The following is a 25,575-nucleotide window of genomic DNA, read 5'->3' as shown; positions in this document are numbered from 1 at the left end:
ATCGGGGGCCCCCTATCCGGCGAGCGCCTGGTCGAGATCGGCGATCAGGTCGGCCGGGTCCTCGATGCCGACGGAGAGCCGCACCACCTCCGGCCCGGCGCCCGCCCGCGCCTTCTGCTCGTCGGTGAGCTGGCGGTGGGTGGTGGAGGCCGGATGGATCACCAGGGAGCGCGTGTCGCCGATATTGGCGAGGTGCGAGAACAGCTTGAGGTTCGAGACGAGCTTCACGCCGGCCTCGTAGCCGCCCTTGAGGCCGAAGGTGAAGACCGCGCCGGCCCCGAGGGGGCAGTAGCGCTTGTGCAGGGCGTGGTAGCGGTCGCTCTCCAGGCCCGGGTAGCTGACCCAGGAGACCTCGGCGTGGCGGGCGAGGTGCTCGGCCACCGCCCGGGCGTTGTCCGAATGGCGCTGCATGCGCAGCGGCAGGGTCTCGATGCCGTTGAGGATCAGGAACGCGTTGAACGGCGAGAGCGCCGGCCCGAGATCGCGCAGGCCGAGCACCCGCACGGCGATCGCGAAGCCGAAATTGCCGAAGGTCTCCGACAGGACCATGCCGCCGTATTCGGGACGCGGCTTCGAGAGCATCGGGTAGCGGTCGTCCCCCGCCCAGGTGAAGCTGCCGCCGTCGACGATCAGGCCGCCGATCGAGTTGCCGTGGCCGCCCAGGAACTTCGTGGCCGAGTGGACCACGATGTCGGCGCCGTGCTCGAAGGGCCGGATCAGGTACGGGGTCGCCATCGTGTTGTCGACGATGAGCGGGATGTTGTGGCGCTTGGCCACCGCCGAGATCGCCGCGATGTCGGTGATGACGCCGCCCGGATTGGCGATCGACTCGACGAAGATCGCCTTGGTGCGCGGCGTGATCGCGGCCTCGAAGGAGGCCGGATCATCGGTGTCGGCCCAGACCACGGTCCAGCCGAAGTTCTTGTAAGAATGGTTGAACTGGTTGATCGAGCCGCCGTAGAGCTTGTTGGCCGCGACGAACTCGTCGCCCGGCTGCATCAGGGCGTGCATCACCAGGAACTCGGCGGCGTGGCCGGACGCCACCGCGAGCGCCGCCGTCCCACCCTCCAGCGCGGCGACCCGCTCCTCCAGCACCGCGTTCGTCGGGTTGCCGATGCGCGTGTAGATGTTGCCGAAGGCCTGCAGGCCGAACAGCGAGGCGGCGTGGTCGACATCGTCGAACACGAAGGAGGTGGTCTGGTAGATCGGCGTCGCGCGCGCGCCCGTGGCGGCGTCCGGCGCCGCCCCGGCATGGATCGCGAGGGTGTTGAAGCCGGGCAGGCGGTCGGTCATGGGGCGGCTCCTCGAAGGGCTTTCCCGTGCTCTAGGGCGGGGCCGCCGCGGGGGTCAAGGCCGCCGCGAGGACGCGGAAGGATGGACCGCTCCGCCGCACTCCTCTTCGCTGCGGGCGACCGGGACGGCGCTCAGCGCAGCCGCCGCCGGATCCGCGCCGTGAGCCCGTCGCGCACCTCCCGGTAGGCGTCGAGCCGCTGCTCGCGCGAGCCCTGGACGGCGGTTGGATCCGGGGTCGGCCAGTACTCGACCTCCGCCGCCACGGTGCGGGTGAGCTCCAGCGCCGCGTGGTGCGCCTCCGGCGACAGGGAGACGATCAGGTCGAAGTTCAGCCCCTCCCACTCCTCCAGCTGCTCCAGGGTCCGGGGGCGGTGGCGCTGGGCGTCGATGCCGATCTCGTCGAGGGCCGCGATCATGAAGGGATCGGTCGGCTCGCCCGAGCGCACGCCCGCCGACTGCACGTAGACCGACTTGCCGAAATAGTGGCGGGCCAGGGCCTCGGCGGCGGCGGAGCGCACCGCGTTGAAGTTGCAGACGAACAGCACGGATTGCACGCGCCGTCCCGCCCTCTCCGACCCGCCCGGATGGTCCGTCACGGCCCGCCTCCCGTCGCGGCCGCCCCCGCCTCTCGCCGTCAGCCCTTCCAGTGCAGGGCGAAGATGAGGGTGAACAGGCGCCGCGCCGTATCGTGGTCGACCTCGACCTTGCCCTCCAGGCGCTGCTTGAGGAGTTCGGACGCCTCGTTGTGGACCCCGCGCCGGCCCATGTCGATCGCCTCGATCTGGCTCGGCGAGGCGGTCCGGATCGCCTTGAAGTAGCTGTCGCAGATCATCTCGTAGTCGCGGATCACCCCCCGGAACGGGGTGAGCGACAGAAGGTGCGTCATCACCGGCGCGCCGTCCGCCGTCGAGATCGCGAAGGCGAGCTTGTTCTCGACGAGGCCGAGCCGGAGCGCGTAGGGACCGCCCTCGTGGTTGGAGACGGCGAAGTGGTTGGATTCCAGGATGTCGTAGATCGCGATGGCGCGCTCGTGCTCCTGGTCCGGGTTGCCCCGCCCGATCGACTCCTCGTCCAGCGAGACCGCGGCGAGGCGCTTGCGCGGATCGGGAGCGTCGCTCGACATGTGGTCTTCCCCGGATGGTCGGCCGCCGGCACGAGACCGGCCCGCGCGCCCACCTGACGCGAGAGCGGCCGGCCGCGCAAGCCTGGCGTTATGGCAGGTTCAGGCGGATCGCCACCGAGCGGGCGTGGCCGTCGAGCCCCTCGGCGCGGCCGAGCGTGACGGCGGCAGGGCCGAGCGCCCGCAGGGCCTCCGGCGAGCAGGACAGGACCGAGGTGCGCTTCATGAAGTCGAGCACCCCGAGGCCCGAGGAGAAGCGCGCCGAGCGGGCGGTGGGCAGCACGTGGTTCGGCCCGCCGACATAGTCGCCGATCGCCTCCGGGGTATGCGCCCCGAGGAAGATCGCTCCGGCATTGCGGACCCGCGCGGCGAGGGCCTCGGCGTCCCGGGCCTCGATCTCGAGATGCTCGGGCGCGAGGCGGTCGACGAGCGGGATCGCCTCGGCGAGAGTGGAGACCCGCAGGATCGCGCCGTAGTCGCGCCAGCTCGCCCGGGCGATCTCGGCACGGGGCAGCGTCGCGAGCTGACCCTCCACGGCGCGGGCGACGGATCCGGCGAGGTCGTCGCTGTCGGTGATCAGGATCGCCTGGGCGGCGGGGTCGTGCTCGGCCTGGGCCAGGAGATCGGCCGCGACCCAGTCCGGATTGGCCTCCCCGTCGGCGAGGATCAGCACCTCGGAGGGACCCGCGATCATGTCGATCCCGACCTGCCCGAAGACCCGGCGCTTGGCCGCCGCCACGTAGGCGTTGCCCGGGCCGACGATCTTGGCGACGGGGGCGATGGTCGCCGTGCCGTAGGCGAGCGCCGCGACGGCCTGGGCGCCGCCGACCCGGAAGATCTCGTCGACCCCCGCGAGGCGCGCGGCGGCGAGCACGAGCGGGTTCGTGATCCCGCCGGGGGTCGGCACCACCATGGCGACCCGCCCGACGCCCGCGACCTTGGCGGGGATCGCGTTCATCAGGACCGAGGAGGGATAGCTCGCGGTGCCGCCGGGCACGTAGAGCCCGACCGAGTCGAGGGCGGTCCAGCGCCAGCCGAGGGTGACGCCGAGGGCGTCGGTCTCCCGGTGATCGGCCGGGATCTGCGCCCGGTGATAGGTCTCGATCCGCTCGCGGGCGAGGTGGAGCGCCTCCAGGGCCTCCCGCGGCGCGGCAGCGACCGCGGCATCGACCTCCTCGGCGGTGACCCGCAGCGTTCCGGCGGTGAACTCCGCCCCATACCCGTCGAAGCGCCGCGTATAGGCCACCAGGGCGTCGTCGCCCTGGGCCACCACCGCGGCGATGATCGCCCGCACGGCCTCGTCCACGTCCTCCGCCACCTCGCGCTTGGCCGAGAGCAGCCGGGCGAAATCGGCGTCGAAGGTCGGATCGCGGGAATCGAGGCGCTGCATCGCGTCAGGTCCGGGAGCGGGAGCGGGAGCGCCCGATGGCAGAGAATCTAGGCGGCGTCGAGGGGGACCGCGTGGGCGGGACGGCTCTCGGCCTCCCAGACCGGTCCGAGATCCTTCATGCCCGCCTCGACGCATTCGAGCTCCAGCCGGATCGCGCCGCCGCCCGCGAAGACCAGCGTCGCGGTGCCGGAGGGCGCCTCGCCGGGCTCGAAGGTGACGGCGAGGAGTTCCAGCGCCGCCTCCGGCGTCTCGCGCGGAATGTTGCGGCAACGCACCGAGAGCACGCGGTCGAAATGCAACCCGGTGAGCCGTCGCTGCGGCCGCCCGCGCTCCGGCGCGGTCCAGTCGAAGCGGCGCGCGACCAGGGCGAAGCGCCGCTCCCGCGGCAGGTAGGCGATGTCCCCGACCCGCAGCACCGCGTCCTGCAGATGGGTCGAGATGACCGCGAGGTCGTCGGCATCGAGGGCAGCGAGCTTCAGCAGCTCCATCTCCACGTCCTTCACCGTCGGCGTCCCTGTTGTGGTCGGTTCCGGTCCCGGGGACCGGCTCTTCACCTCAGGTAGCGACGCCTCCGGCCGACGACAACCGTCGCCCGGCCCGCATCACCGGCCGTTCATGTGCCCTAGGTTAGGGCGGATCGAACCAGGAGGAGACACCGACGTGAAATCGACGATGCTCGCGACTTTGGCCGCCCTCACCCTGGGCGGCAGCATCGCGCCGGCCTTCGCCCAGTATTACGGGGACGACGATGACCGTCCGCGGCGCCGCTACGAGTACCGGGACGAGGGGGATTATCCGCGCCGTCCGCCGCCTGGCCCCGGCTACTACGAGCGTGAGCGGGTCTTCCGGCGGGAGGGCTTCGGACGGGTCTGCGTGACGGCGCGCGGGAACTGCCCGTCCCGGCCGGCGCCGCTCAACTCCTATTGCGGCTGCCAGATCCCGGGCTTCGGCCCCAAGCGCGGCCAGATCGGCTACTGATGCGACGGGGGGCGGGCGAACGCCCGCCCCTGCCGCCTCAGGCCCGCTCGCGCCGGATCTGCGCGCCGCAGCGCCCGAGCTTGGCCTCCAGCGCCTCGAAGCCGCGATCCAGGTGGTAGACGCGGTTGATGGTGGTCTCGCCCTCGGCCACGAGGCCCGCGATGACGAGGGAGACCGAGGCGCGCAGGTCCGTCGCCATGACGGGGGCGCCCTTGAGCACCTCGACGCCCTCCACCACCGCGAGGTCGCCCTCCAGGCGGATGCGGGCACCGAGCCGGGCCAGTTCCTGCACGTGCATGAAGCGGTTCTCGAAGATCGTCTCGCGGATGCGAGACTGCCCCTTGGCGCGGGTCATCAGCGCCATGAACTGCGCCTGGAGGTCGGTCGGGAAGCCCGGGAACGGGTCGGTGGTCACGTCGACCGCCGCCACGCCGGCGCCATTGCGCCGCACGCGGATGCCGTCCGGCAGGACCGTGACCTCGGTGCCGGTGGTCGCCAGCACGTCGAGGGCGCTGTGCAGGAGGTCGGCGCGGGTGTCGCGCAGAACCACGTCGCCGCCCGTCATCGCCACCGCCATGGCGTAGGTGCCGGTCTCGATCCGGTCGGGCAGCACCTCGTGGCGCGCGCCGCCGAGGCGCGAGACGCCCTCGACCACGATCCGCGGCGTGCCCGCACCCTCGATGCTCGCGCCCATCTTGGTGAGGCAGGCGGCGAGGTCGACCACCTCCGGCTCCCGGGCGGCGTTCTCGATCACCGTGGTGCCGTGCGCCAGCGCGGCCGCCATCAGCGCCACGTGGGTGCCCCCGACCGTCACCTTCGGGAAAGTGACCTCGCCGCCGCGCAGGCCGTTGCGCGTGCGCGCGACCACGTAGCCGCCGTCGATCTCGATCGAGGCGCCGAGCTTTTCCAGCGCCATCAGCAGGAGGTCGACCGGCCGCGTGCCGATGGCGCAGCCGCCCGGCATCGACACCCGCGCCTCGCCGAAGCGCGCCAGCAGCGGCGCGATGACCCAGAAGCTCGCCCGCATCGTCGAGACCAGCTCGTAGGGCGCGGTCGTGTCGATGACGTTGCTGGCGGTCAGCCGGATCGTCTGGCCGGTCTCGGCGGTCTGGCCCGGCCGCTTGCCGACCACCATGTGGTCGACGCCGTGGTTGCCGAGGATCCGCAGCAGCGAGGAGATGTCGGCGAGCCGCGGCACGTTGGCGAGCTCGATCGTCTCCCCGGTCAGCAGGCTCGCGATCATCAGCGGCAGCGCCGCGTTCTTGGCGCCCGAGATCGGGATCTCGCCGTGGAGCGGCGCGCCACCGGTGATGTGAATTCGGTCCATCGTCGTTCCCTGCGGGGCCGCACCGCCTCGCGGCCGCCCCTCGCCTCATCGACCCACCCGCCCGCGCCGTCGGCGCGATGCCGCACGCGCAGACTCCACGGCCACCCTTAAGGCCAAGCTTGCCTTAACGCTCATCCTCGCCCGGCGGATCCGTCGCGGGGGGCGCCTCGGCCGCGCTCCGCCCGCGGCTCTGCGCCTTGCGGCGGCGCAGGTTGTCCCGCAGCGCCGCCTTCAGCCGCTCGGCGCGGGAATCCTTGCTCTTCTCGTCCGTCTCGCGACCCATCGTCGCCATCGCGCTTTTCCGCCTTCCGCACCCCGCCCGGAGGCGTCAGATACGGCCCACCCCGCCTTAACCTGATCCAGATACAAAGCCAGCCGGATTTGAGCGACATCAAGGCGTGACCCGGGCAGAACGATGCCCCGTCGCGCATTCCGGCGAGCCGAAGGGATCCCGATGTCCGTGACCGACTACCAGGCCATCTTCCGGTCTGCCGTGGACCGTCTGCACGACGAGCGGCGCTACCGCGTCTTCGCCGACATCGAGCGCGTGGCCGGCCGCTTCCCGGCCGCCCGCTGGCGCCGGTCGGACGGCAGCACGCACGACATCACGGTCTGGTGCTCGAACGACTACCTGGGCATGGGCCAGCATCCGGAGGTCGTCGCCGCCCTCACCGAGACGGCGCGGCGCTGCGGCGTCGGGGCGGGCGGCACGCGCAACATCGCGGGCAACACTTCCCCGCTGGTGGACCTGGAGCACGAACTCGCCGACCTGCACGGCAAGGAAGCGGCCCTGGTCTTCACGTCCGGCTACGTGTCGAACCAGACCGGCATCTCGACCCTGGCCCGGCTGATCCCGAACTGCCTGATCCTGTCGGATGCCTTCAACCACAACTCGATGATCGAGGGCGTGCGCCAGTCCGGCTGCGAGAAGAAGGTCTTCCGCCACAACGACCTCGGCCACCTCGAGGAGCTGCTGCGGGCCTCCGGCGGGCGGCCGAAGCTGATCGCCTTCGAGAGCGTCTACTCGATGGACGGCGACGTGGCGCCGATCGCGGCGATCTGCGACCTCGCCGCGCGCTACGGCGCCATGACCTACATCGACGAGGTGCACGCGGTCGGGCTCTACGGTCCCCGCGGCGCCGGCATCGCCGAGCGCGACGGGGTGATGCACCGGATCGACGTGATCGAGGGCACGCTCGCCAAGGGCTTCGGCGTGGTGGGCGGCTACATCACCGGCACCCGCGTGCTCTGCGACGCCGTGCGCAGCCACGCGCCGGGCTTCATCTTCACCACCGCCCTGCCCCCGTCGATCGCCGCGGCGGCGACCGCGTCGATCCGCTACCTGAAGCGCTCGCAGGCGGAACGCGAGGCGCATCAGCGGCAGGCGGCGCGCACCAAGGCGGCGCTGGCCGAGGCCGGCCTGCCGGTGCTGGCGACCGACACCCACATCGTGCCGGTGATGGTGGGCGACGCGGAACTGTGCAAGGCGGCGGCCGACCGGCTGCTGGAGCGGCACGCCATCTACATCCAGCCGATCAACTACCCGACGGTGCCCCGCGGCACCGAGCGCCTGCGCATCACGCCGACGCCCTTCCACGACGAGGCGCATATCGCGCGCTTGACCGCAGCGTTGGTCGAGGTCTGGGACGCCCTCGACCTGCCGCGGGCCGGAACGGTGTTCGCCGAGAAGGCCGCCTAGGGCGGCCCTCACCGGCATGGCCTGAACCCTCCCCCCTCTGCGGGGGAGGGTGGCCTGCGGAGCGGGCCTGGAGAGGGGAACCACGCTTCAGGATCAAGCGGGAGAGTGGTCAGGGGCGCCACCTGGATCAGCGTCGCGCCGCCCCTCTCCCGGCTCACTTCGTTCGCCACCCTCCCCCGCAGAGGGGGGAGGGTTCATGAGCGCCGCATCTCACGACGCCCCGATCCGCGCCACCAGCCGCTCGATCAGCGGGTTCTCCGCCGCGAAGGCGTAGTCGATGCGCCCCACGCTGACCCCCAGCGCCCCCGCGCGGGCAAGGGCCTCGGCGAGGTCGAACACCGCCTCGGCCGGGCAGCGCAGCACGATCTCGGCGCGGGCCTCGGGCAGGCCGTAGGGCAGTTCGGCCCGGTGGGACGCGGCGATCCCGGCAAGGTCGATCGGGACCTCCGGCATGCCGGCCCGCACCTCCCGGCTGGTGCGCGCCCGCTCCTCGGCGCTGATCCGCCCCAGCACGGTCTGCATCGCCCCGCGCGCCGCCGGCCCCCAGGGGGCGGAGAGCGAGGCGACCAGGTTCGCCTCCGAGCGCAGGATGATCCCGTCGTCCAGCACCTTGAGGGCGTTGGCCGCGAGCGTGGCGCCCGTGGTGGTGATGTCGACGACGATCTCGGCGCTCCCGGCCGCCGGGGCGCCCTCGGTGGCGCCCAGGCTCTCGACGATCCGGTAATCGGCGACGCCGTGCCGGGCGAAGAAGCGCCGGGTCAGGTTCACGTACTTGGTGGCGATGCGCAGGCGCTTGCCGTGACGCAGCCGCATGTCGATGGCGACCTCGTCGAGGTCGCTCATGCTGCGCACGTCGATCCAGGCCTGCGGCACCGCCACCACCACGGTCGCGTTGCCGAAGCCGAGGGGCGTCAGGAGCTCCACCCGCGCCTCGGAATCCGGCAGCGTCTCGCGGATCAGGTCCTCGCCGGTGATGCCGAGATGGGCGGCGCCGCTGGCGAGCTGGCCGGCGATCTCGGAGGCGGAGAGGTAGCGCACCTCCACCCCCTCCACGCCCTTCAGGTGGCCGCGATAGTCGCGGGCGCCGCTGGTCTGGGCGAGCACGAGCCCGGCCCGGCCGAAGAAGGCGGCGGCGTTCTCCTGCAGGCGCCCCTTCGACGGGACCGCGAGGACGAGGGGGCCGTCGGTCATCGGGCGCTCTCCAGGGGGGCGAGGCGGTCGAGCCAGAAGGAGCAGCCGACGGCCGGCACCGGCGCCGGGCTGCCGAGATGCTGGAGCAGGCCGTCGTAGCGCCCGCCGCCGACCACCGGCCGGCCGCCCTCCGCCTCGACGATCTCGAAGATGAAGCCGGTGTAGTAGTCGAGGTTGCGGGCGAAGCGGCCCGTGAAGGTGAAGCGGTCGAGGGGCAGGCCGCTCGCCGCGATGAAGCCGTTGCGCTCCTCGAACAGCGCGATCGCCTCGGCGAGCGCCGGCGCGTCGAGCCCCGCACCGCGGGCGAGGTCGCGCACCGCCCCGACGGCGCGATCGGGATCGCCCGCGATGGCGAGATAGGCCTCGATCACCTCCCGGGCCTGCGCGGTGAGGCCGGCGCCGCCGCCCGCCTGGGCCGCCGCCTTGGCCAGGAAGCGCTCGGCGATCTCGCCAGCGCTGCGCCCGCCGACCCGGCTGATCCCCGCGATGGCCAGTACGTCCTCCACGAAGGCGCGCACGCCCTGGGGATCCTGGCCCTGGATCGCGCTGAGCAGGCCCGCATGGGCCTCGCCGACGGGGACCGGCGCGGCGATCTCGTCGAGGGAGCGCCCGGCCGCGACGGCGCGCAGGCAGCGCCGCTTGGCGGCCGGCGTCACGCCGAGGGCGTCGAGGAGCGCGGTGATCAGCCCCATATCGCCGAGGCGCACCGGCAGGTCGCCCCGGCCGAGCCGCCCGAGGCCCTCGGCGGCGAGGCTGAGGATGTCCGCATCGGCGGCCGGGATGTCGGTCCGCCCGATCGACTCGATGCCGGCCTGGTGGAATTCGTCGGGCTCATCGCCGCGCAGCCGGAAGACCGGACCGAGGTAGCAGTAATCCGCGGCTGCCGTCCCGGCCGCCGCGCGGTGATGGCGTCCGACCGGGATCGTGTATTCGGGACGCAGGCAGAGTTCGATGCCGCCCGCGTCCTGGGTGATGAAGATGCGTCGCCGGATGTCCTCGCCCGAGAGTTCGAGGAACGGCTCGATCGGCTGGAGCACCGGCGGCTCGACGCGCGCGTAGCCCCTTCCCTCGAACAGGGCGATGAGCCGCGCGTGAGCGGGCGTGGTGATCGGGGCGGCTCCGTTGCCTGTCATGTCGAGGGGTCTCTCTTCACTGTCCTCTAGCGGCTTGCCGCCGACGTGGCGACGGCCGCGATTGCGTAAGCGCCACGCCCCCTCACCGCTCTGTTTCGGGCGCATGCCGCGTTAGCGCAACGACACCCGGAAACCAGCGAAGGGCACCGCGAAGCTCAATCGTGGCGCGGGATCCCCTCTCCCGTGCGGGAGAGGGGTAGGGGTGAGGGCCCAGGTGGTTCAGCAAGAAGACCGAACCGTCCCGCTGCCAACACGACACTGCGAGTCAGACTCTGAACGGTCCGGGACCCTCACCCCTGCCCCTCTCCCGCACGGGAGAGGGGTTCCCCGCGCCTCACTGGACGCGCCATGCGATTGGATAAGTGTCTGTTCTCTCATTACCTTTCGCGTGCTGTGCGCACACGGTAGCCCGCTCGGGAAAAGCGCTGCCCATGTGCCCTTCCCCCCCTCACCCGAAATGCCGCGCCAGCACCTCCCGCACCCGGGTGACCATCTCGCCCTCCGGCACTGAGAGCTGCGCCGGCCGCGCGGCCTTCCACTCGGCGTTGCTGGCGATGGCCTCGGCCGCGCGGGCGCCCTCGATCAGGTCCTTGATCTGGACCTCGCCCCGGGCGCGCTCGTCGCTGCCCTGGATCACCACCGCCGGGGCGCCGCGGCGATCCGCGTATTTCATCTGCGCCTTGAGGCCGGCGCCGCCGAGATAGAGTTCCGCGCGGATGCCGGCCGCGCGAAGGGATGCGACCAGGGCCTGGTAGGAGGCCACCTCCTCCCGGTCGAGGACCAGCACCACCACCGGCCCTGGACCGGCCGCGCCAGCCACGATCGGGCTCTTCACGATCTGCAGCGCCGAGAACAGCCGCGAGACGCCGATCGAGAAGCCGGTCGCCGGCACCGGCTCGGCGCGGAAGCGCCCGACGAGGCCGTCGTAGCGCCCTCCCCCGGCCACCGAGCCGAACCGCACCGTCTGGCCGTCCTCACCCACGACCGGGAAGGTCAGCTCCGCCTCGTAGACCGGGCCCGTGTAGTATTCGAGCCCGCGCACCACGGACGGATCGGCCCGCACCCGATCGTGGCCGTAGCCCGCCGCCTCGCACAGGCGCAGGATGGCATGAAGCTCCGCGATGCCCTGGCGGCCGGTCTCTGAGCCGCCGACCACCTCGGCCCAGCCCCCAAAGAAATTCTCCCAGAAGGCGAGCCGGTCGCCGCCCTCGGTCGGCGCAGCCTGGAACGAGACGTAGCGGATGATGCGGTCGATGGCGTCATCCGGGAGGCCCGCCCCCTTGGTGAAGTCGCCGCTCTCGTCCTTGCGGCCCGGCCCGAGGAGCAGGCGCACGCCGTCGACGCCGAGGCGATCGAGCTTGTCGATGGCCCGCAACACCGTGAGGCGCCGCCCGGCCTGGTCGCCGCCGAGGCCGATCGCCTCCATGACGCCGTCGAGCACCTTGCGGTTGTTGACCTTCACCACGTAGTCGCCGCGGGCGATGCCGACCTTCTCCAGGGTGTCGGCGGCCATCATGCAGATCTCGGCATCGGCCGCGACGCTCGGCGCCCCGACGATGTCCGCGTCGAACTGCATGAACTGGCGGAAGCGGCCCGGCCCCGGCTTCTCGTTGCGGAAGACGTAGCCAGCCCGGTAGCTGCGGTAGGGCTTGGGCAGGGCGTCGAAATGCTCGGCCACGTAGCGGGCGAGGGGCGCCGTGAGGTCGTAGCGCAGCGACAGCCACGCCTCGTCGTCGTCCTGGAAGGAGAACACGCCCTCGTTCGGGCGGTCGAGGTCGGGCAGGAACTTGCCCAAAGCCTCGGTGTACTCGATGAACGGGGTCTCGACCGCCTCGAAGCCGTAGAGTTCGAAGCTCTCCCGGATCGTCTGCAGCATGCGCTGCGTGGCCGCGATCTCGGCCGGGCCGCGATCGACGAGGCCGCGCGGCAGGCGGGGCTTGAGGGTGCTGGCCTTCGCAGGCTTGGACATGGCGGCGGGCATCCGGTCGTCGTTGGGGCGGCGTCCCCGGCGGGGGCTGACCAGCGGGGCGCGGCGGCGCGCGGCCGCCCCGGGATCGGCCCGCCGAGGCCGCTGGCGCGCTCTAGACCATTTGCCCGCGCGAGGAAACCGCGGCCGGACCCGCCCGCACCTGCCAGCGCACCCGGGCGGCTTCGAGCGCCCAGACGAGCCCCAGCATCATGTGCACGTGCCGCCACTTCTCGATGTCGATCTGGAAGCCCTGCAGGAAGAACATGATCAGGGCCGGCACAACGATCTGCGCATGACGCCGCACCGGCGTGTCCGCCGTCATCAGGCGCAGGCCCACCCGGGACGTGAACACGACCAGCAGGATGAAGGCGACGCCCGCCACCCAGCCGCCATTCGCGAAGGCGCCCAGATAGGAATTGTGCGGCTCCAGGTTGAAGATCAGGCGCCAGCGCAGCGGCCCGAAGCCCATCGGCTCCTCCATCAGCAGGCCGAAGCCGTGGATCTGGTTGCCGAAGCGCCCGGTCTCGCCCTCGTCGTAATCCTGCGTGACGGCGGCGCGCTTGTGGAAGGTCTCGGCCACCGACTGGATCGAGAGGAGCCCGCCCAAGGCGACGCCGCCGAGCACCAGCGTGACCGCCGTGCTGCGCAGGATCCGGCGGCGCAGCCGGCCGGACGCGGAGGTGCGGTAGATGGCGACCACCATGAGGGCGATCGCCACCGCGGACCCGCCCCAGGAGCCGCGGGAGAAGGACAGGAAGATGCCCGCGAGCAGCATCACCAGCCCTGCCAGCGACAGCAGCGGCCGCCGCGCCCGGCCGGTCAGCAGGTTGTGCATGAGGTAGAGCGCGCCGAGCGTCAGGAACGACCCGAACACGTTCGGGTCCTGGAAGGTGCCGGAGGCGCGCCCGTACTTGCTGAACAGATCCTCGTTGCCGATGAGGTCGAGGTAGCCGCCGATGCCGAGGGCGCCCGAGAACAGGGTGCTCGCCGTGTAGACCTTGAGCGCGAGTTCGACCCGCCGCTCGGTCTCGTCCGCGAAGAACATCGCGAAGAAGACGGTGGTGAGGCAGAGATAGGCAAGCTGGATCGTCCACTGGACCGGCCTGTCCTCCCCCAGATAGGGCAGCAGCGCCAGGATCGTGGCGCCGAGGAAGACGCCGAGCAGCAGGACGAGCGGCATCGCGCCCCGGTACAGGCGCACCCCGAGCAGCAGCCACAGGGCGATGGTCGGCAACGCCACGAGGTCGTAGGGCGAGGCGTCCGAGAAGGCGAAGCAGGCGAAGAACACGAAGGCCGCGAACAGCCCGAGCCCCGCACCCCGCAGCAGGCGCCGGAGCGGCAGGGCGGCCAATCCCCGGTGCGGCAGGGTCGCGGTGGTCATTCGGCCGGCTCCGGACATGTGCATCCGGGCGGATCCTGCCGCAGGAAACCTCAGCGCGGCCTGAAGCAACGTGGTGAAGGAATCGTTGTGGACGGAAGCCTATCCCCTGAAAAGCGCGGCCCCGCCATGCGCCGGCATGACGGGGCCAGACTTCGGGGAACGGAGCCGATACGCCACCTGGCTCGCGATCACCATCGCCGAAAGCGGTGAATGTTTCCTCAACGCGGCGCGAGAGACAGTCCGGGCAGGGCCGCCGGGACAAGGGGTTCGCGGGTTTGCGCGGCGTAGCGGCGGGCGAGCGCCGCGCAGGCCAGGATCTGAACCTGGTGGAACAGCATCAGGGGCAGGACGAGGCTGCCGATGTCCTGCCCGGCGAAGATCACGCTCGCCATCGGTAGGCCCGCCGCGAGGCTCTTCTTCGAGCCGCAGAACACGATGGTGATCTCGTCCTCCCGCGAGAAGCCGAGCAGCCGGCTCGCCCCCGTGGTGATGGCCAGCACCGCGGCGAGCAGGAGGCCGTCGACCGTGATCATCGCCCCGAGCGCGGGCAGCGGCGTGTGCGACCACAGCCCGCTCACCGTCGCGTGGCTGAACGCGAGGTAGACGACGAGCAGGATCGAGCCGCGATCGACCAGGGAGGTCAGGGCCTTGCGCGGGGCCAGGACCGGCCCGAGGCGCGGCTGCAGCGCCTGGCCGAGGACGAAGGGCAGGAGGAGCTGCATAAGGATCGAACCGACCCCCGACCAATCGAGGGCTCCGCCATGGATCCGGAACAGGAGCGACACCAGGAGCGGCGTCAGCACCATGCCGAGGATGTTGGAGGCCGAGGCCGCGCAGACCGCCGCCGGCACGTTGCCGCCCGCCACCGACGTGAAGGCGATGGAGGACTGCACCGTCGAGGGCAGCACGCAGAGGAACAGGATCCCGGCCGCGAGCGCGGGCGTGAGCAGGCCGGGGGCGAGCAGGCCCGCTCCGAGGCCGAGCAGCGGGAACACCACGAAGGTCGCGGCCAGCACCACGAGGTGCAGCCGCCAATGCGAGAGGCCCGCGATCGCCGTCCGCCGGTCGATGCGGGCGCCGTGCAGGAAGAACAGCAGCGCGATCGCCGCATTCGCCACCTGCGCCAGACGCTCCGCCGCCGTCCCGTCCGCGGGCAGGAGCGAGCCGAGGGCCAGGCAGGCGACGAGCATGACCGTGAAACGGTCGAGGCGGAGACGGGAGAGCATCGGGGAGTCCTGACGGGATGGCCTGGATCTAATCCCGCACCGCATCGAAGGCCATGCTGCAGCGCGCAATTACAGCTATCACGCTTCATGATAGCCTGGTCGTCGCTTATGCAGATTGCCGCCGGGATGACGCCGCTGATCGATCCGACCCTGCTGCGGACGCTCGCCGCGGTCCTGCGGAACCGCAACTTCAGCCGCGCGGCGGCAGAGCTCGGCCTGCGCCAGTCGACGGTGAGCCAGCACGTCCAGCGGCTGGAAGCGCAGCTCGGCCGCCGCCTCGTCGCCCGCGACACTCACGCGGTGGCGCCGACCCCGGAGGGCGAGGCGGTGCTGGGCTTCGCGCGCACGATCCTCGATGCGCATGAGCGCCTGGACCGCACGCTGTCGGGGCACGCGGTGCGCGGGCGGCTGCGCTTCGGCGCCTCGGAGGATTTCGTGGCGACCCGCCTCGCCGAGGTGCTGCGCGACTTCCGGGCCGGCTACCCGTCGGTCGACCTCGAACTCAGCGTCTCCTTCACGCACCTCCTCGCCGAGGCCGTGCAGCGGGGCGAACTCGACCTCTTCCTCGGCAAGCGCCGGGTCGGCGAGACGCAGGGCGTGCTGGTGCGCCGCGACCGGCTGGTCTGGTGCGGGCTGCCGGACGCGCTGCCGGAGCGGGACGAGCCGATCCCGCTCCTCTCCTTTCCGGCGCCCAGCATCACGCGCCATGCGGTGCTAGATGCCTGCGCGCGGGAGAGCCGCTCCTGGCGCATCGCCTGCACCTGCGCGAGCCTCAGCGGCCTGCGGGCCGCGGCCTTCGCGGGGCTCGGGCTGATGGTCCAGGCGCGCAGCCTCGTCCCCGAGGGGCTGCAGGAACTCGCCGGGGCCGACCTGCCGCGGCTCCCAGAGGTCGAGTTCATCTTGGAAGGGCCCGGCCTGAACCGCGAGCCGAGCCGCAGCCTTGCCCACCGGATCCTCAACGCCGACATCTGGGATTAGGCCGGCCGGCTCCCTGCCTCTCGGGAACCCGGTGGAGGCGAAGCCGTTTTCAGCGAGCTTGGCCGTACCGGCCGACACGGAGAGCACCATGGGCGACCTGATCCGCATCATCCTCCTCGTCATCATCCCGCCCGTCGGGGTGCTGTTCACGGTCGGCTTCGGCCTGCAATTCATCCTCAACGTGGTCCTGACGCTGTTCGGCTACATCCCGGGCCTGATCCACGCCGTGTGGGTGGTGACCCGCAACTGAGGCTCCGCACGCCCTTCCGTCGCCGGGCGCTCTCGCCTACATCGGGGCGATGATCCGCAACACCGGGAACGACGTACCGCCGGACGCCCTCGACCTCGACGACGAGGGCGGTGACGCGGCGGTGGATGCCCGCGACGACGCCCCGGAGATCGACTTCGATCCGGAGACCGGGGCGGGCCTCGTCCGGGCCGGGACCGAGGTCATCCGTCGCTTCTGGTCGACGCTGCCGCCCTCGCCCGGTGTCTACCGGATGCTCGACGCCAAGGGCGACGTGCTCTACGTCGGCAAGGCCAAGAATCTGAAGAACCGCGTCGGCTCCTACGCCCGCGGCCAGGCGCATTCGAACCGCATCGCCCGGATGATCGCCGAGACGGCCTCGATGGAGTTCGTCACCACGGCGACGGAGACCGAGGCGCTGCTGCTCGAAGCCAACCTGATCAAGCAGCTCAAGCCCCGCTTCAACGTGCTGATGCGGGACGACAAGTCCCTCCCCTACATCCTGCTCACCGCCGACACGCAGGCGCCGCAGCTCGTCAAGCATCGCGGCGCGCGCCGCCGGCCGGGCCACTATTTCGGCCCCTTCGCATCGGTCTGGGCGGTGAACCGCACCGTGAACGCGCTGCAGCGGGCCTTCCTGCTGCGTTCCTGCTCGGACAGCTACTACGAGAACCGCAGCCGGCCCTGCCTGCTGTTCCAGATCAAGCGCTGCTCGGGACCCTGCACGGGCGAGATCGCGCCCGCGGATTACGCCCTGCTCGCCGACGAGGCGCGCGCCTTCCTGTCGGGCAAATCGACGAGCGTGAAGGAGCGCCTCGCTGCCGAGATGCAGGAGGCGGCCGAGACCTGGGAATTCGAGAAGGCGGCGCGCTACCGCGACCGCATCGCCGCGCTCGCCGCCATCCAGGGCGTGCAGGGCGTCAACACCCAGGACATCGAGGAGGCGGACGTCTTCGCCCTCGACGAGCAGGCGGGCCAGTTCTGCATCGAGGTGTTCTTCTTCCGGAACTGGCAGAACTGGGGCAACCGGGCCTATTTCCCGAAGGCCGACCGCAGCATGACCGCCTCCGAGGTGCTGGGTTCGTTCATCGGCCAGTTCTACGACGACAAGCCGGCGCCGCGCCTCATCCTGGTCTCGCACGACATCGACGACGCGGAGCTGCTGGCCGCCGCCCTCTCGACCCGGGCCGAGGCGCGGGTCGAGATCCACCAGCCGAAGCGCGGCGAGCGCCGCAATCTCATGGAGTACGCCGCCCGCAACGCCCGGGAGGCGCTGGCGCGGCGCCTCGCGGACACCGCCTCGCAGGGCAAGCTGCTCGGGGCGCTCGGCCAGGCCTTCGGCCTGAGGCGGGCGCCGCGGCGGGTGGAGGTCTACGACAACTCGCACATCATGGGCACGAACGCGGTCGGCGCGATGATCGTGGCGGGCCCGACCGGCTTCATGAAGACCCACTACCGCACCTTCACGATCAAGTCGCCGGAGGTGAAACCCGGCGACGATTTCGGGATGATGCGCGAGGTGCTGCACCGCCGCTTCGCGCGGCTGGTCAAGGAGGCGCCCCGGGAGGCCGAGGCGGGGCCGGCCGAGGACGCGGATTCCTTCCCGGCCTGGCCCGACCTCGTGCTCATCGACGGCGGCAAGGGCCAGGTCGAGGCGGCGCGCGCGGCTTTGGCCGAGGTCGGCGTCACGGACGTGCCGCTCGTCGGCATCGCCAAAGGCCGCGACCGCGACGCGGGCCGCGAAACCTTCTTCGCCGCGGGGCAGCCGCCCTTCAAGCTGCCGCCGCGCGATCCCACGCTCTACTTCGTGCAGCGCCTGCGCGACGAGGCGCACCGCTTCGCGATCGGCGCGCACCGGGCCAAGCGCAAGCGCGAACTCGTGAAGAACCCGCTGGACGAGATCCCGGGCATCGGCCCGACGCGCAAGCGCGCCCTCCTCCACCATTTCGGCACCGTGAAGGCGATCGAGCGCGCGGCGCTGGAGGATCTGGCGCGGACGCCGGGGGTCAACGCCGCGACGGCGCGGGCGGTCTACGACTTCTTCCACGCCAATGGCTGAGGCGCCGCTCCGCCGGCCCGACGGGAACGACCGGAATCGGCGACGGGCGACGGGAGTCTCGGTTGACGGGCCTGCGCCCCCGTGGTTTGTCCGGCCGCGATGACCATGGTCGTACCTCGGCGGCGGTCGGTCGCCTTCAACCTCGCCAACCTGCTGACCTACGGCCGCGTGGCGGCGGTGCCGGTGGTCGCCGGGTTCCTGTTCTGGCCGCAGGAGCCGTCGGCGCGGTTCGCGGCCCTCGCCGTGTTCATCGCGGCGGCCATCACCGACTACCTCGACGGCTACGTGGCCCGGACCTACGCGCAATCCTCGGCGCTCGGCCGGATGCTCGACCCGATCGCCGACAAGCTTCTCGTGGCGGCCTGCCTGCTGATGCTCGCCGCGGACCACTCGATCCCGGGCACCTCCCTGTGGGCCGCGATCGTGATCCTGTGCCGGGAGATCCTGGTCTCGGGCCTGCGCGAGTACCTCGCGGAGCTGAAGGTCGGCGTGCCGGTGAGCCGCGTCGCCAAGTGGAAGACGGCGGCGCAGCTCGTCTCCCTGGGCTTCCTGATCGCCGGGCCGGCGGGCGAGATGATCCTGCCGGGCACCGTCACGATCGGGCTGACGCTGCTGTGGATCTCCGCGGCGCTGACCCTGTTCACCGGCTGGGACTACCTGCGGGCGGGCCTTCGCCACATGATGGACGAGCAGGCATGAAGCTCGTCTACTTCGCCTGGGTGCGGGAGCGGATCGGCCGCCCCGAGGAGACGATCGATCCGCCGGCCTCCGTGGCGACGGTGGCGGATCTGGTCGCCTGGCTCAGGACCCGCGGCGAGGAATACGCCTACGCCTTCGAGAATGACGGGGTGGTGCGGGCCGCCGTCGACCGCGTCCACGCCAAGCCCGGGACGCCGCTCGCCGGCGCGCGGGAGGTCGCCTTCTTCCCGCCCATGACCGGGGGCTGAGGGCCGGCGAGTCAGCCCTCTCCCGCACGGGCTTGCCGGTTCACACAATCCGGTTTTCGGCGCGTCGGCGGGACGTGGCCGGGTGTTGCGACATTCCTCATGCTGAGGTGCCGCGGCGATCGAAGATCGCGCGCGGCCTTGAAGCACCCCGGAACGGTTAATCCCAAGCGGCCTTGGCTTGGACCTGTGGTCAGGGGTGCTTCGAGGCTCGCGATGCTCGCACCTCAGCATGAGGAAGGGTGCGACTTCCAGGGGCGTTCCGTCCACGAAGCCACGACTGCGACGTCTGACTCTGCAAACGGCCTGCGGGGTGCGGGCATGCGCACGACCCGAAATGTGAAACCGCAAGCCCGCACGGGCGAGGGGATCTTGGCGCCGGGCTCACCGCGTCATGCGCTTGAATAAACGATTGTCTCGGCACGGTTTTTCGATCACTGCGCGCGCATAGCAAGCCTCTGCGGCTGAGGGTTCAGGCGGCGGGCGTCCCGCGCGCGACCCGCGACACCATCACCGCCCCGCCAGCGCGGCCGTGAACTCCCGCAGGTTGTGCCGCATCATGGCGATGTAGGTCGCGGCCGGGCCGTCCGGCTCCGAGAGCGCGTCGGAGAACACCCGTCCGCCGGCCTTGGCGCCGCTCTCGCGGGCGATCTGCTGCATCAGCCGCGGATCGGCGATGTTCTCCAGGAACACCGCCGGGATCGTCTCACGCTTCACCTGGGCGATGATGCGCGCGACATCCCTGGCCGTCGCCTCGCTGTCGCTGGAGACGCCCTGAGGGGCGATGAACTGCATGCCGTAGGCCTTCGCGAAATACCCGAAGGCGTCGTGCGTGGTGATGACCTTCCGGCCCGCCTCGGGAATGGCGGCGATCCCCGCCCGCACCTCCGCGTCGAGCGCATCGAGCTTCGCCAGGTAGGCGCCCGCATTCGCCTCGTAGGTCGCGCGCCCCTCCGGATCGACGCGGACCAGCCCGTCGCGGATCGCCGCCACGTAGAGCTTGGCATTGGCGACGTTCTGCCACGCGTGCGGATCGATCGGATGCGCGCCCTGCCCGCCATGGCCGTGCTCGTCCTCCTCGCGGATCGGCGCCACGCCGGCGGAGGCGACCACGATCGGTGCCTTCGTCCCGGACGCCTTGACCAGGCGGTCGATCCAGCCTTCGAAGCCGAGCCCGTTCACGACGACGAGCTGCGCGTCGGCCAGCTTGCGGGCGTCGCTCGGCGAGGGCGAGAACGTGTGCGCGTCGCCGTTCGGCCCGACCAGCACCGAGACCGCCACGCGGTCGCCGCCGACCTGATGCACGAGGTCGCCGAGAATCGAGAAGCTCGCCACCGCCTTGAGTGGCGCCGCCGCCGCCGGCGCGATCCCGGAGAGGACGGCCGCGAGAGCGAGTGCCGCGAAACGCCATTGACGCATCAGAAGGTCCCCCTTTCGGTGTGCGGAGAGACCTTAGCGAGTGCGTCAGATGATGCAACGTTATTACATAAGGCGAGCGCGAGAGCCCTGAGCCGGCGGCGATCCCCTCGGTCAGAAATCCATGATCGGAGCGGAGAGTGAGACTCGACGGTTCATGGGGAGGGCGAGGTCGGTACGCCGGTCCCGGCATCCGCCCACGGGCGGGTCGGCCCGGCGGGATGGCCGGCGAGGTCGGTGCGCGCGCCTCCGGCCTTCGCCCGGCCGCCCTCCACGGGGCCGATCATCACTCGGCAGGCACCGCCTGCCCGATCGGCCGCACGGCCTCCGCCGCGCGCGAGGCCGCGTAGAGGAGGCCCGCCACCATCAGGTAGGCGGCGGCCAGGGCCGGGGAGACGGCGAGCCCGACCGCTGGCCCGTGCATGAAGCCGAAGAAGGTCAGCACGGCGCCCGCGGCGGCGAAGCCCGCGGCGCGGCGGAAGTCGCGCTCGATGATGAAGACCGCGGTCGCCCCCAGGATCAGCCCCCCGAGGATCGAGCCCTCCCCGAGCACGTCGAGACCGCCGTAGAGCACGCCGGCCTGCGCCAGCTTGTCGAGGCCCACCGCGCCCGCGCTGGTCCCGGCGGCACCGAGCGCCCCGTCGATCAGCGTCTTGCCCCAGGCCGCGAGATGCGGCGCGAAGGCGAGCACGATCGCCGGCGCGTGGCTGTGCGGCGTCTCCTGGAAGGCCTGCGCGCCGATCAGCATGCCGATGTAGAGCAGGATCGGGGCGATCGCGACCACCGGGACCAGGCTCGACAGCAGCGAGATCAGGTTCAGCCACGCGAGCACCAGCACGACGAGGCCGGTGACGAAGGAGTAGCCGATTCGCCCGCCCATCGCCTTCCAGCCCGGATGGCCGATATAGACGGCGTTGATGAAGGGGTTGCCCATCAGGCAGCCGATCAGGCTCACGACGCCGTCCGCGGTCAGCACGCGGGTGGTCGGGTAGGGGTCGCCCGCCACCTCCGCGCTCTCGACATTGTCCATGGCCTCGACCAGGTCGTAGATGCCGAAGGGGATCGCCGTCACCAGGATCACGCCGAGGAAGGCGAAGCCGCCGAAGACGTGGTCGACCGCCGGCAGCGGCACCGAGAAGCCGATGCCGGACAGGGCCCCGAACACGCCCGGGCCGCTGACGCCCCCGACGTCGAGCCCGACGAGGCGGGCGCCCCACGCCACCACCATGCCGAACAGGATCGCGACGAGCCCCGCCGGGAGGCGGCCGGGGTAGCGCACGCCGCCGAACCACGCGAGCAGGATGATGGCGAAGGCCACGACCCCGATCACCGGGGTGGCGATCAGCTCCAGCGCGGGCCGCATCGCGATGAAGGTGACCGAGACGCCCGCCAGCGTCCCGAGCAGCGCCGCCCGCGGGGTGATCCGGCGCACGAGCGGGGCCAGGAAGCCCCCGGCCATCAGGATGAAGCTCTGGACGAACACCCAGGCGAGGCCCGCCTCCCAGCCCTTCACCGGATCGCCGGTCTGGAGCTTGATCGGGAGCATGATCACGAACACGACGATGAACATGTGCGGCACGCTGATCCCGGAGGGCAGCGCGCAGACGTCGTCGCGGCCGGTCCGCGCGGCGAGCCGCCACGCCAGCCACGCGTAGTAGGCGGTCGAGAGACACAGCATCAGGCCGACCGCCGGCAGGATCCGCCCGAAGGTGATCGCGTCCGGCATGCCGAGCACGAAGCGCAGCAGACCGGTCAGGACCAGCAGGTTGACCAGGATGTTGGTGCCGAAGCCGAACAGGGCGTTCCAGTCGCCCGGAACCCAGAGCGCCGGCCGGCCGCCCCTCTGTGTCGTCGCCGCGATCGTCATTCTGGTTCCTCCCTCTCGGCCGCGCTCAGGCCGCCGCGCTCGACGCCGTGTCCAGGACGGCGATCGCGGCCCGCGTCGTCGACACCCAGCCGAAGATCCCGCCCTGCGCCGTGATCATGGCGAGGCCCGCCGCGTGGAATTCCGGGATGTAGGAGGCGCAGGCATCCGCCAGCACGACGCAGCGGAAGCCGCGATCGTTGGCCTCCCGCACCGTGGTGTGGACGCAGACCTCGGTGGTGACGCCGCAGACCAGGAGCGTTGCGATCCCGCGGGACCGGAGCAGGTCGTCGAGCCCGGTCGCGTAGAAGGCGCCCTTGCCGGGCTTGTCGATCACCGCTTCGCCCGGCCCGGGCGCGAGGGCCGGCACGATGGCGTGGCCCGGCTCGCCCCGGATCAGGATGCGGCCCATCGGGCCGGGCGCGCCGATCCGCAGGCTGGGCGCGCCGCGTTCGACCTTGGCGGGCGGCGCGTCGGAGAGGTCCGGCGCGTGTCCCTCCCGCGTGTGGACGACCAGAAGCCCGGCCCTGCGCGCCGCCGTGAGGACGGCCCGGCAGGGCTCGACGGCCGCGGCGAGGAGCGACACGTCGTTGCCCAGCGTCTCCCCGAACCCGCCGGGCTCCAGGAAGTCGCGCTGCATGTCGATGAGGACGAGGGCCGTCGTCGCGGGGTCGAGGGCGAGGGGCGCCGGCTCGGCATCGATGAGGACGGGCATGCGCGAAACCTCCGGATCGACCGGGACTCGATTGATACCGAGCAAGACGAGAATTTAGCGAAGCATGTCAGGACATGGTTTCGGACGCACGACGAAAGGTTAGGCCGCCATGCCTAACCTCGCTGCACTTGCCGCGCTTTTGGGCGGACCGGCCGCGCGAGGCGCCGCTCTCTGCCGCACCGAGGGGCGGGTTGACGCCCGCCGCGGCCTCGCGTCTCATCCGCGACCCGACAGCGCGAGCTGCTCAAGGCGGACCAATGGCGCCCAGCGCCCGCAAGACCCAGCCGGGTGACCGGCGCCTGATGAGTGCGGACGATGCCGCATGTCGGGCCTGCATCCTCCAGATGGGCGCGCGTTCCGACAGCCTTCCGCACGCCCGCCTGATGGTCGTGGCTTCGACCCCGGTCGTGGAAGCGTTCGGGGGCGGGATCGAGACGCGCTACGTCTGCTTGGAATGCGGCCACACGCTGATGCACTCCACCGGGCGCTTCGGCCACGGCTGGCACTGATCCCGTCGCAGCGCGCGCAACCTGCAGGCGATCGGACGCCGCTGCTCGTCTCAGGCTCGTCCCAGGTCCAGCGCCCCATCCTGCTCGGCGCCGCCGGGACCGGCTCCGGCAGTCGCGCATCCGCCCCGTCGCAGTCACGCCAAGATCTCCGCTCCACCGCAATCCTGCCAAGCCGGCACCATCCAGTGATCGCGGGTCACTCCGCACTCACCACCATTGCCCTTCAGCTTGAATCACTCTACGGAAGGATAACTCGACGACTCAAGCATGGCGACCGAGAGCCGCGTCGCCTCGCCTTCGTCGCGCATCCGGGAGCAAGAGATGATCGGGCGACGCGCGTTTCTGGCCGGGTTCGGCGGTATGGCGGGCTGCGCGCTCTGCGCCGGCTCCCGGGGCTTCGCCTCCGAGGCGGCCCATTGGAGCTACGAGGGGCCGGGCGGGCCTGACCATTGGGCGGAGATCGACCCGGCGGCGCGGGTCTGCGCCGTGGGCGGCCAGCAATCGCCGATCGACATCGTGGGATCGACGCGCTCCGACCTGCCGGACGTGGCGCTGGCCTGGAAGCCGCTCGCCGGCCGCATCCTCAACAACGGCCACACGATCCAGGTGGACGTCGCGTCAGGCGGGTCCATGGCGGTCGGGAGCGCCCGCTACGACCTCGTGCAATTCCACTTCCACGCGCCGAGCGAGCACCGCATCGACGGCCGCTCATTCCCGATGGAGGCCCATTTCGTCCATCGCGACGCGGCGAGCGGCGCGCTCGGCGTTCTCGGCGTGTTCATGGTCGAGGGCGGGACCAACCCGGCCTTCCAGGCGCTCGCCGCCGTGATGCCGCGCGCGGCCGGAGAGGCCGCCGACGTCCCGGCCGGCATCGCCATGGAGGCGCTCCTGCCGGCCTCGCGGCGCTACTTCTCCTACGAGGGCTCCCTGACGACGCCCCCCTGCAGCGAGACGGTCGACTGGCGCGTCTGCGTGGAGCCGGTCGAGGTCGCGGTCGAGGACATCCGGCGGTTCACGGCCCTCTACCCGATGAACGCCCGGCCGGTGCAGGAGCGCCACCGCCGCTTCGTGCTCGTCTCGCGCTGACCGAGCGGCAGGGTCCCGCGCCGCGCGGGACGCCCCGGCCCGGAGCGCAGTTGCCGAGGCGCCTTCGCGCGTGATAGCGCCCTCCTCATGCCGAGGGAGGGGGAATGCCGCGATGAGATCGGGCCTGGAACGGGTGTGAAACCCTTTCCGCCGCCGGCCGCGCCCGGCCGCGAGCGGTCGCTCGTCGTCGGATCGGCCTGGGCGCTTCTCGCGGTCGCGATCTGGGGCGGCTGGTTCGTGGTGACGCGACGCGCCGTCGGCAGCACCGGCGTGCTCGGCCCGGCGGATCTCGTCGCCCTGCGGTTCCTGTGCAGCGGCCTGATCCTCCTGCCCGTCGTGCTCCGGATGCGGCGGCTCGACCGCCGCGACCGCGTCGACGCGGCCTGGCTCGTGCTGGGCCAGGGGGCACCCTTCGCGCTGCTGATCTCGATCGCCCTTCGCTACGCCCCGGCGGGCCACGGGGCCGCCCTCACCCCCGGCACGATGCCGCTGATGGCGGCAGGGCTCGGCATGCTGCTGCTCCGCGACCGTCCGGGCCGCGGCGCCCTGGCGGGCCTCGCCCTCATCCTGGTCGGGGCGCTGACGCTCGCCGGCACGGCCGAGACGCGCGAGGCGCTCCTCGGCCACGGCCTGTTCCTGACGGCGGCCCTTCTCTGGGCCGCCGGTACAGTGCGGCTGCGCCGCTCCGCCCTCAAACCGGTCGAGGCGACCGCGCTGATCTGCGTGGTCTCCCTCGTCCTCTATCTCCCCGCCTACCTGACGCTCGGAATCTCGCGGATCCCGCTCGCGCCGCTCGGCGAACTGGTCCTGCAGGGCGTCTATCAGGGCGTGCTGGTGAGCGTGGTCGCCCTCGTCGCCTTCAACCGCTCGCTGGCCCTGATCGGGCGGCGCACGCCCGCCTTCACGGCGCTGGTGCCGGTGAGCGCGACGCTGCTGGCGATCCCGATCCTCGGGGAGGTGCCGAGCCTGCTCGACGGCGCGGCGGTCGCCGCGATCGGCCTCGGAGTGCTGCTGACGGCGCGCGGCTGAGTGTCTCTCACGAAACTCCCG

Annotated in this window: 25 protein-coding genes; 10 read left to right on the top strand and 15 right to left on the bottom strand. The window is 71.7% G+C overall.

Annotated elements, in window-relative coordinates:
* Positions 1 to 12 precede the first annotated feature (12 nt).
* The 5 genes from ACW9J6_RS10940 to ACW9J6_RS10920 form a co-directional block, all read right to left on the bottom strand.
* A complete protein-coding gene (locus tag ACW9J6_RS10940; protein ID WP_457116498.1) occupies positions 13 to 1,293 on the bottom strand; it encodes an O-acetylhomoserine aminocarboxypropyltransferase in 1,281 nt (426 codons plus the stop codon).
* A gap of 131 nt (positions 1,294 to 1,424) precedes the next feature.
* Positions 1,425 to 1,889 (bottom strand): arsenate-mycothiol transferase ArsC, encoded by a 465-nt coding sequence (locus tag ACW9J6_RS10935; RefSeq protein WP_457116497.1) that lies wholly within the window; start codon positions 1,887 to 1,889, stop codon positions 1,425 to 1,427.
* A gap of 38 nt (positions 1,890 to 1,927) precedes the next feature.
* Positions 1,928 to 2,416, bottom strand: coding sequence for a UPF0262 family protein (locus ACW9J6_RS10930; protein WP_457116496.1), 489 nt, complete (start codon positions 2,414 to 2,416; stop codon positions 1,928 to 1,930).
* 88 nt (positions 2,417 to 2,504) lie between these two features.
* Positions 2,505 to 3,803 (bottom strand): histidinol dehydrogenase, encoded by a 1,299-nt coding sequence (hisD, locus tag ACW9J6_RS10925; protein ID WP_457116495.1) that lies wholly within the window; start codon positions 3,801 to 3,803, stop codon positions 2,505 to 2,507.
* Positions 3,804 to 3,850: 47 nt separating this feature from the next.
* Positions 3,851 to 4,291 carry a DUF2948 family protein gene (locus tag ACW9J6_RS10920; RefSeq protein ID WP_457116548.1) on the bottom strand — a complete coding sequence of 147 codons (441 nt, stop codon included), beginning with the start codon at positions 4,289 to 4,291 and terminating at the stop codon, positions 3,851 to 3,853.
* A 172-nt stretch (positions 4,292 to 4,463) separates the two neighbouring features.
* Here ACW9J6_RS10920 and ACW9J6_RS10915 point away from each other — a divergent pair, with 172 nt between their 5' ends.
* Positions 4,464 to 4,781, top strand: coding sequence for a hypothetical protein (locus tag ACW9J6_RS10915; protein ID WP_457116494.1), 318 nt, complete (start codon positions 4,464 to 4,466; stop codon positions 4,779 to 4,781).
* A gap of 37 nt (positions 4,782 to 4,818) precedes the next feature.
* Here the strand turns inward: ACW9J6_RS10915 and murA are convergent, their stop codons facing one another.
* Positions 4,819 to 6,108 (bottom strand): UDP-N-acetylglucosamine 1-carboxyvinyltransferase, encoded by a 1,290-nt coding sequence (murA, locus tag ACW9J6_RS10910; protein ID WP_457116493.1) that lies wholly within the window; start codon positions 6,106 to 6,108, stop codon positions 4,819 to 4,821.
* Between the two features lie 124 nt (positions 6,109 to 6,232).
* Positions 6,233 to 6,400 carry a hypothetical protein gene (locus ACW9J6_RS10905; RefSeq protein WP_457116492.1) on the bottom strand — a complete coding sequence of 56 codons (168 nt, stop codon included), beginning with the start codon at positions 6,398 to 6,400 and terminating at the stop codon, positions 6,233 to 6,235.
* A gap of 162 nt (positions 6,401 to 6,562) precedes the next feature.
* Between ACW9J6_RS10905 and hemA the strand changes: the two genes are divergently transcribed.
* Positions 6,563 to 7,807, top strand: coding sequence for a 5-aminolevulinate synthase (gene hemA / locus ACW9J6_RS10900; protein WP_457116491.1), 1,245 nt, complete (start codon positions 6,563 to 6,565; stop codon positions 7,805 to 7,807).
* Positions 7,808 to 8,017: 210 nt separating this feature from the next.
* Here hemA and hisG read toward each other — a convergent pair whose 3' ends face one another.
* From hisG to ACW9J6_RS10875, 5 genes are all read right to left on the bottom strand, one after another.
* A complete protein-coding gene (hisG, locus tag ACW9J6_RS10895; RefSeq protein WP_457116490.1) occupies positions 8,018 to 8,998 on the bottom strand; it encodes an ATP phosphoribosyltransferase in 981 nt (326 codons plus the stop codon).
* Positions 8,995 to 10,131: an ATP phosphoribosyltransferase regulatory subunit gene (locus tag ACW9J6_RS10890; RefSeq protein WP_457116489.1), complete on the bottom strand. Its 1,137-nt coding sequence runs from the start codon at positions 10,129 to 10,131 to the stop codon at positions 8,995 to 8,997. Before ACW9J6_RS10890 ends, hisG begins: the two co-directional genes overlap by 4 nt.
* Before the next feature lie 448 nt (positions 10,132 to 10,579).
* Positions 10,580 to 12,100 (bottom strand): histidine--tRNA ligase, encoded by a 1,521-nt coding sequence (gene hisS, locus ACW9J6_RS10885; protein WP_457116488.1) that lies wholly within the window; start codon positions 12,098 to 12,100, stop codon positions 10,580 to 10,582.
* 112 nt (positions 12,101 to 12,212) lie between these two features.
* Positions 12,213 to 13,481, bottom strand: coding sequence for an O-antigen ligase family protein (locus tag ACW9J6_RS10880; protein ID WP_457116487.1), 1,269 nt, complete (start codon positions 13,479 to 13,481; stop codon positions 12,213 to 12,215).
* A 218-nt stretch (positions 13,482 to 13,699) separates the two neighbouring features.
* Positions 13,700 to 14,707, bottom strand: coding sequence for a bile acid:sodium symporter family protein (locus tag ACW9J6_RS10875; protein WP_457116486.1), 1,008 nt, complete (start codon positions 14,705 to 14,707; stop codon positions 13,700 to 13,702).
* Between the two features lie 126 nt (positions 14,708 to 14,833).
* Between ACW9J6_RS10875 and ACW9J6_RS10870 the strand changes: the two genes are divergently transcribed.
* The 5 genes from ACW9J6_RS10870 to moaD all read left to right on the top strand — a co-directional run bounded on the left by ACW9J6_RS10870 (position 14,834) and on the right by moaD (position 18,938).
* Positions 14,834 to 15,685 (top strand): LysR substrate-binding domain-containing protein, encoded by an 852-nt coding sequence (locus ACW9J6_RS10870; RefSeq protein ID WP_457116485.1) that lies wholly within the window; start codon positions 14,834 to 14,836, stop codon positions 15,683 to 15,685.
* An 88-nt stretch (positions 15,686 to 15,773) separates the two neighbouring features.
* Complete coding sequence (locus tag ACW9J6_RS10865; protein ID WP_457116484.1) at positions 15,774 to 15,935, top strand: YqaE/Pmp3 family membrane protein; 162 nt, start codon at positions 15,774 to 15,776, stop codon at positions 15,933 to 15,935.
* Positions 15,936 to 15,984: 49 nt separating this feature from the next.
* A complete protein-coding gene (gene uvrC, locus ACW9J6_RS10860; RefSeq protein ID WP_457116483.1) occupies positions 15,985 to 17,991 on the top strand; it encodes an excinuclease ABC subunit UvrC in 2,007 nt (668 codons plus the stop codon).
* Between the two features lie 99 nt (positions 17,992 to 18,090).
* A complete protein-coding gene (gene pgsA / locus ACW9J6_RS10855) occupies positions 18,091 to 18,690 on the top strand; it encodes a CDP-diacylglycerol--glycerol-3-phosphate 3-phosphatidyltransferase (RefSeq protein WP_457116482.1) in 600 nt (199 codons plus the stop codon).
* Positions 18,687 to 18,938, top strand: a complete 252-nt coding sequence (gene moaD / locus ACW9J6_RS10850) for a molybdopterin converting factor subunit 1 (protein WP_457116481.1) — start codon at positions 18,687 to 18,689, stop codon at positions 18,936 to 18,938. The genes pgsA and moaD overlap by 4 nt, the downstream gene beginning before the upstream one ends.
* Before the next feature lie 507 nt (positions 18,939 to 19,445).
* On the opposite strand, the gene ACW9J6_RS10845 is transcribed toward moaD, so the two are convergent.
* The 3 genes from ACW9J6_RS10845 to ACW9J6_RS10835 form a co-directional block, all read right to left on the bottom strand.
* Positions 19,446 to 20,354 (bottom strand): metal ABC transporter substrate-binding protein, encoded by a 909-nt coding sequence (locus ACW9J6_RS10845; protein WP_457116480.1) that lies wholly within the window; start codon positions 20,352 to 20,354, stop codon positions 19,446 to 19,448.
* Between the two features lie 283 nt (positions 20,355 to 20,637).
* Positions 20,638 to 22,218 carry a regulator gene (locus ACW9J6_RS10840; RefSeq protein WP_457116479.1) on the bottom strand — a complete coding sequence of 527 codons (1,581 nt, stop codon included), beginning with the start codon at positions 22,216 to 22,218 and terminating at the stop codon, positions 20,638 to 20,640.
* A 25-nt stretch (positions 22,219 to 22,243) separates the two neighbouring features.
* Positions 22,244 to 22,930, bottom strand: a complete 687-nt coding sequence (locus ACW9J6_RS10835) for a cysteine hydrolase family protein (protein ID WP_457116478.1) — start codon at positions 22,928 to 22,930, stop codon at positions 22,244 to 22,246.
* A gap of 344 nt (positions 22,931 to 23,274) precedes the next feature.
* Here ACW9J6_RS10835 and ACW9J6_RS10830 point away from each other — a divergent pair, with 344 nt between their 5' ends.
* From ACW9J6_RS10830 to ACW9J6_RS10820, 3 genes are all read left to right on the top strand, one after another.
* Positions 23,275 to 23,439 carry a hypothetical protein gene (locus ACW9J6_RS10830; RefSeq protein ID WP_457116477.1) on the top strand — a complete coding sequence of 55 codons (165 nt, stop codon included), beginning with the start codon at positions 23,275 to 23,277 and terminating at the stop codon, positions 23,437 to 23,439.
* A 321-nt stretch (positions 23,440 to 23,760) separates the two neighbouring features.
* The gene (locus ACW9J6_RS10825) at positions 23,761 to 24,525 is read left to right on the top strand and encodes a carbonic anhydrase (protein WP_457116476.1); all 765 of its coding nucleotides are present in this window, start codon (positions 23,761 to 23,763) and stop codon (positions 24,523 to 24,525) included.
* Positions 24,526 to 24,660: 135 nt separating this feature from the next.
* Complete coding sequence (locus ACW9J6_RS10820; protein WP_457116475.1) at positions 24,661 to 25,554, top strand: DMT family transporter; 894 nt, start codon at positions 24,661 to 24,663, stop codon at positions 25,552 to 25,554.
* The last annotated feature ends 21 nt before the right edge of the window (positions 25,555 to 25,575 follow it).

It is taken from the genome of Methylobacterium sp. JK268, assembly GCF_054052225.1.
Note: the sequence above shows the minus strand (reverse complement) of the source record. Positions and strands in the feature narration are given on the sequence as shown.

What these genes read in the sequence shown, in the direction of transcription:
- ACW9J6_RS10940 (WP_457116498.1), bottom strand. Translation starts at nt 1,293, where the DNA reads ATGACCGACCGCCTGCCCGGCTTCAACACCCTCGCGATCCATGCCGGG.
- ACW9J6_RS10930 (WP_457116496.1), bottom strand. Translation starts at nt 2,416, where the DNA reads ATGTCGAGCGACGCTCCCGATCCGCGCAAGCGCCTCGCCGCGGTCTCG.
- hisD (WP_457116495.1), bottom strand. Translation starts at nt 3,803, where the DNA reads ATGCAGCGCCTCGATTCCCGCGATCCGACCTTCGACGCCGATTTCGCC.
- ACW9J6_RS10920 (WP_457116548.1), bottom strand. Translation starts at nt 4,291, where the DNA reads ATGGAGCTGCTGAAGCTCGCTGCCCTCGATGCCGACGACCTCGCGGTC.
- murA (WP_457116493.1), bottom strand. Translation starts at nt 6,108, where the DNA reads ATGGACCGAATTCACATCACCGGTGGCGCGCCGCTCCACGGCGAGATC.
- ACW9J6_RS10905 (WP_457116492.1), bottom strand. Translation starts at nt 6,400, where the DNA reads ATGGCGACGATGGGTCGCGAGACGGACGAGAAGAGCAAGGATTCCCGC.
- hemA (WP_457116491.1), top strand. Translation starts at nt 6,563, where the DNA reads ATGTCCGTGACCGACTACCAGGCCATCTTCCGGTCTGCCGTGGACCGT.
- hisG (WP_457116490.1), bottom strand. Translation starts at nt 8,998, where the DNA reads ATGACCGACGGCCCCCTCGTCCTCGCGGTCCCGTCGAAGGGGCGCCTG.
- ACW9J6_RS10890 (WP_457116489.1), bottom strand. Translation starts at nt 10,131, where the DNA reads ATGACAGGCAACGGAGCCGCCCCGATCACCACGCCCGCTCACGCGCGG.
- hisS (WP_457116488.1), bottom strand. Translation starts at nt 12,100, where the DNA reads ATGTCCAAGCCTGCGAAGGCCAGCACCCTCAAGCCCCGCCTGCCGCGC.
- ACW9J6_RS10880 (WP_457116487.1), bottom strand. Translation starts at nt 13,481, where the DNA reads ATGACCACCGCGACCCTGCCGCACCGGGGATTGGCCGCCCTGCCGCTC.
- ACW9J6_RS10875 (WP_457116486.1), bottom strand. Translation starts at nt 14,707, where the DNA reads ATGCTCTCCCGTCTCCGCCTCGACCGTTTCACGGTCATGCTCGTCGCC.
- ACW9J6_RS10870 (WP_457116485.1), top strand. Translation starts at nt 14,834, where the DNA reads ATGACGCCGCTGATCGATCCGACCCTGCTGCGGACGCTCGCCGCGGTC.
- ACW9J6_RS10865 (WP_457116484.1), top strand. Translation starts at nt 15,774, where the DNA reads ATGGGCGACCTGATCCGCATCATCCTCCTCGTCATCATCCCGCCCGTC.
- uvrC (WP_457116483.1), top strand. Translation starts at nt 15,985, where the DNA reads ATGATCCGCAACACCGGGAACGACGTACCGCCGGACGCCCTCGACCTC.
- pgsA (WP_457116482.1), top strand. Translation starts at nt 18,091, where the DNA reads ATGACCATGGTCGTACCTCGGCGGCGGTCGGTCGCCTTCAACCTCGCC.
- moaD (WP_457116481.1), top strand. Translation starts at nt 18,687, where the DNA reads ATGAAGCTCGTCTACTTCGCCTGGGTGCGGGAGCGGATCGGCCGCCCC.
- ACW9J6_RS10845 (WP_457116480.1), bottom strand. Translation starts at nt 20,354, where the DNA reads ATGCGTCAATGGCGTTTCGCGGCACTCGCTCTCGCGGCCGTCCTCTCC.
- ACW9J6_RS10840 (WP_457116479.1), bottom strand. Translation starts at nt 22,218, where the DNA reads ATGACGATCGCGGCGACGACACAGAGGGGCGGCCGGCCGGCGCTCTGG.
- ACW9J6_RS10835 (WP_457116478.1), bottom strand. Translation starts at nt 22,930, where the DNA reads ATGCCCGTCCTCATCGATGCCGAGCCGGCGCCCCTCGCCCTCGACCCC.
- ACW9J6_RS10830 (WP_457116477.1), top strand. Translation starts at nt 23,275, where the DNA reads ATGGGCGCGCGTTCCGACAGCCTTCCGCACGCCCGCCTGATGGTCGTG.
- ACW9J6_RS10825 (WP_457116476.1), top strand. Translation starts at nt 23,761, where the DNA reads ATGATCGGGCGACGCGCGTTTCTGGCCGGGTTCGGCGGTATGGCGGGC.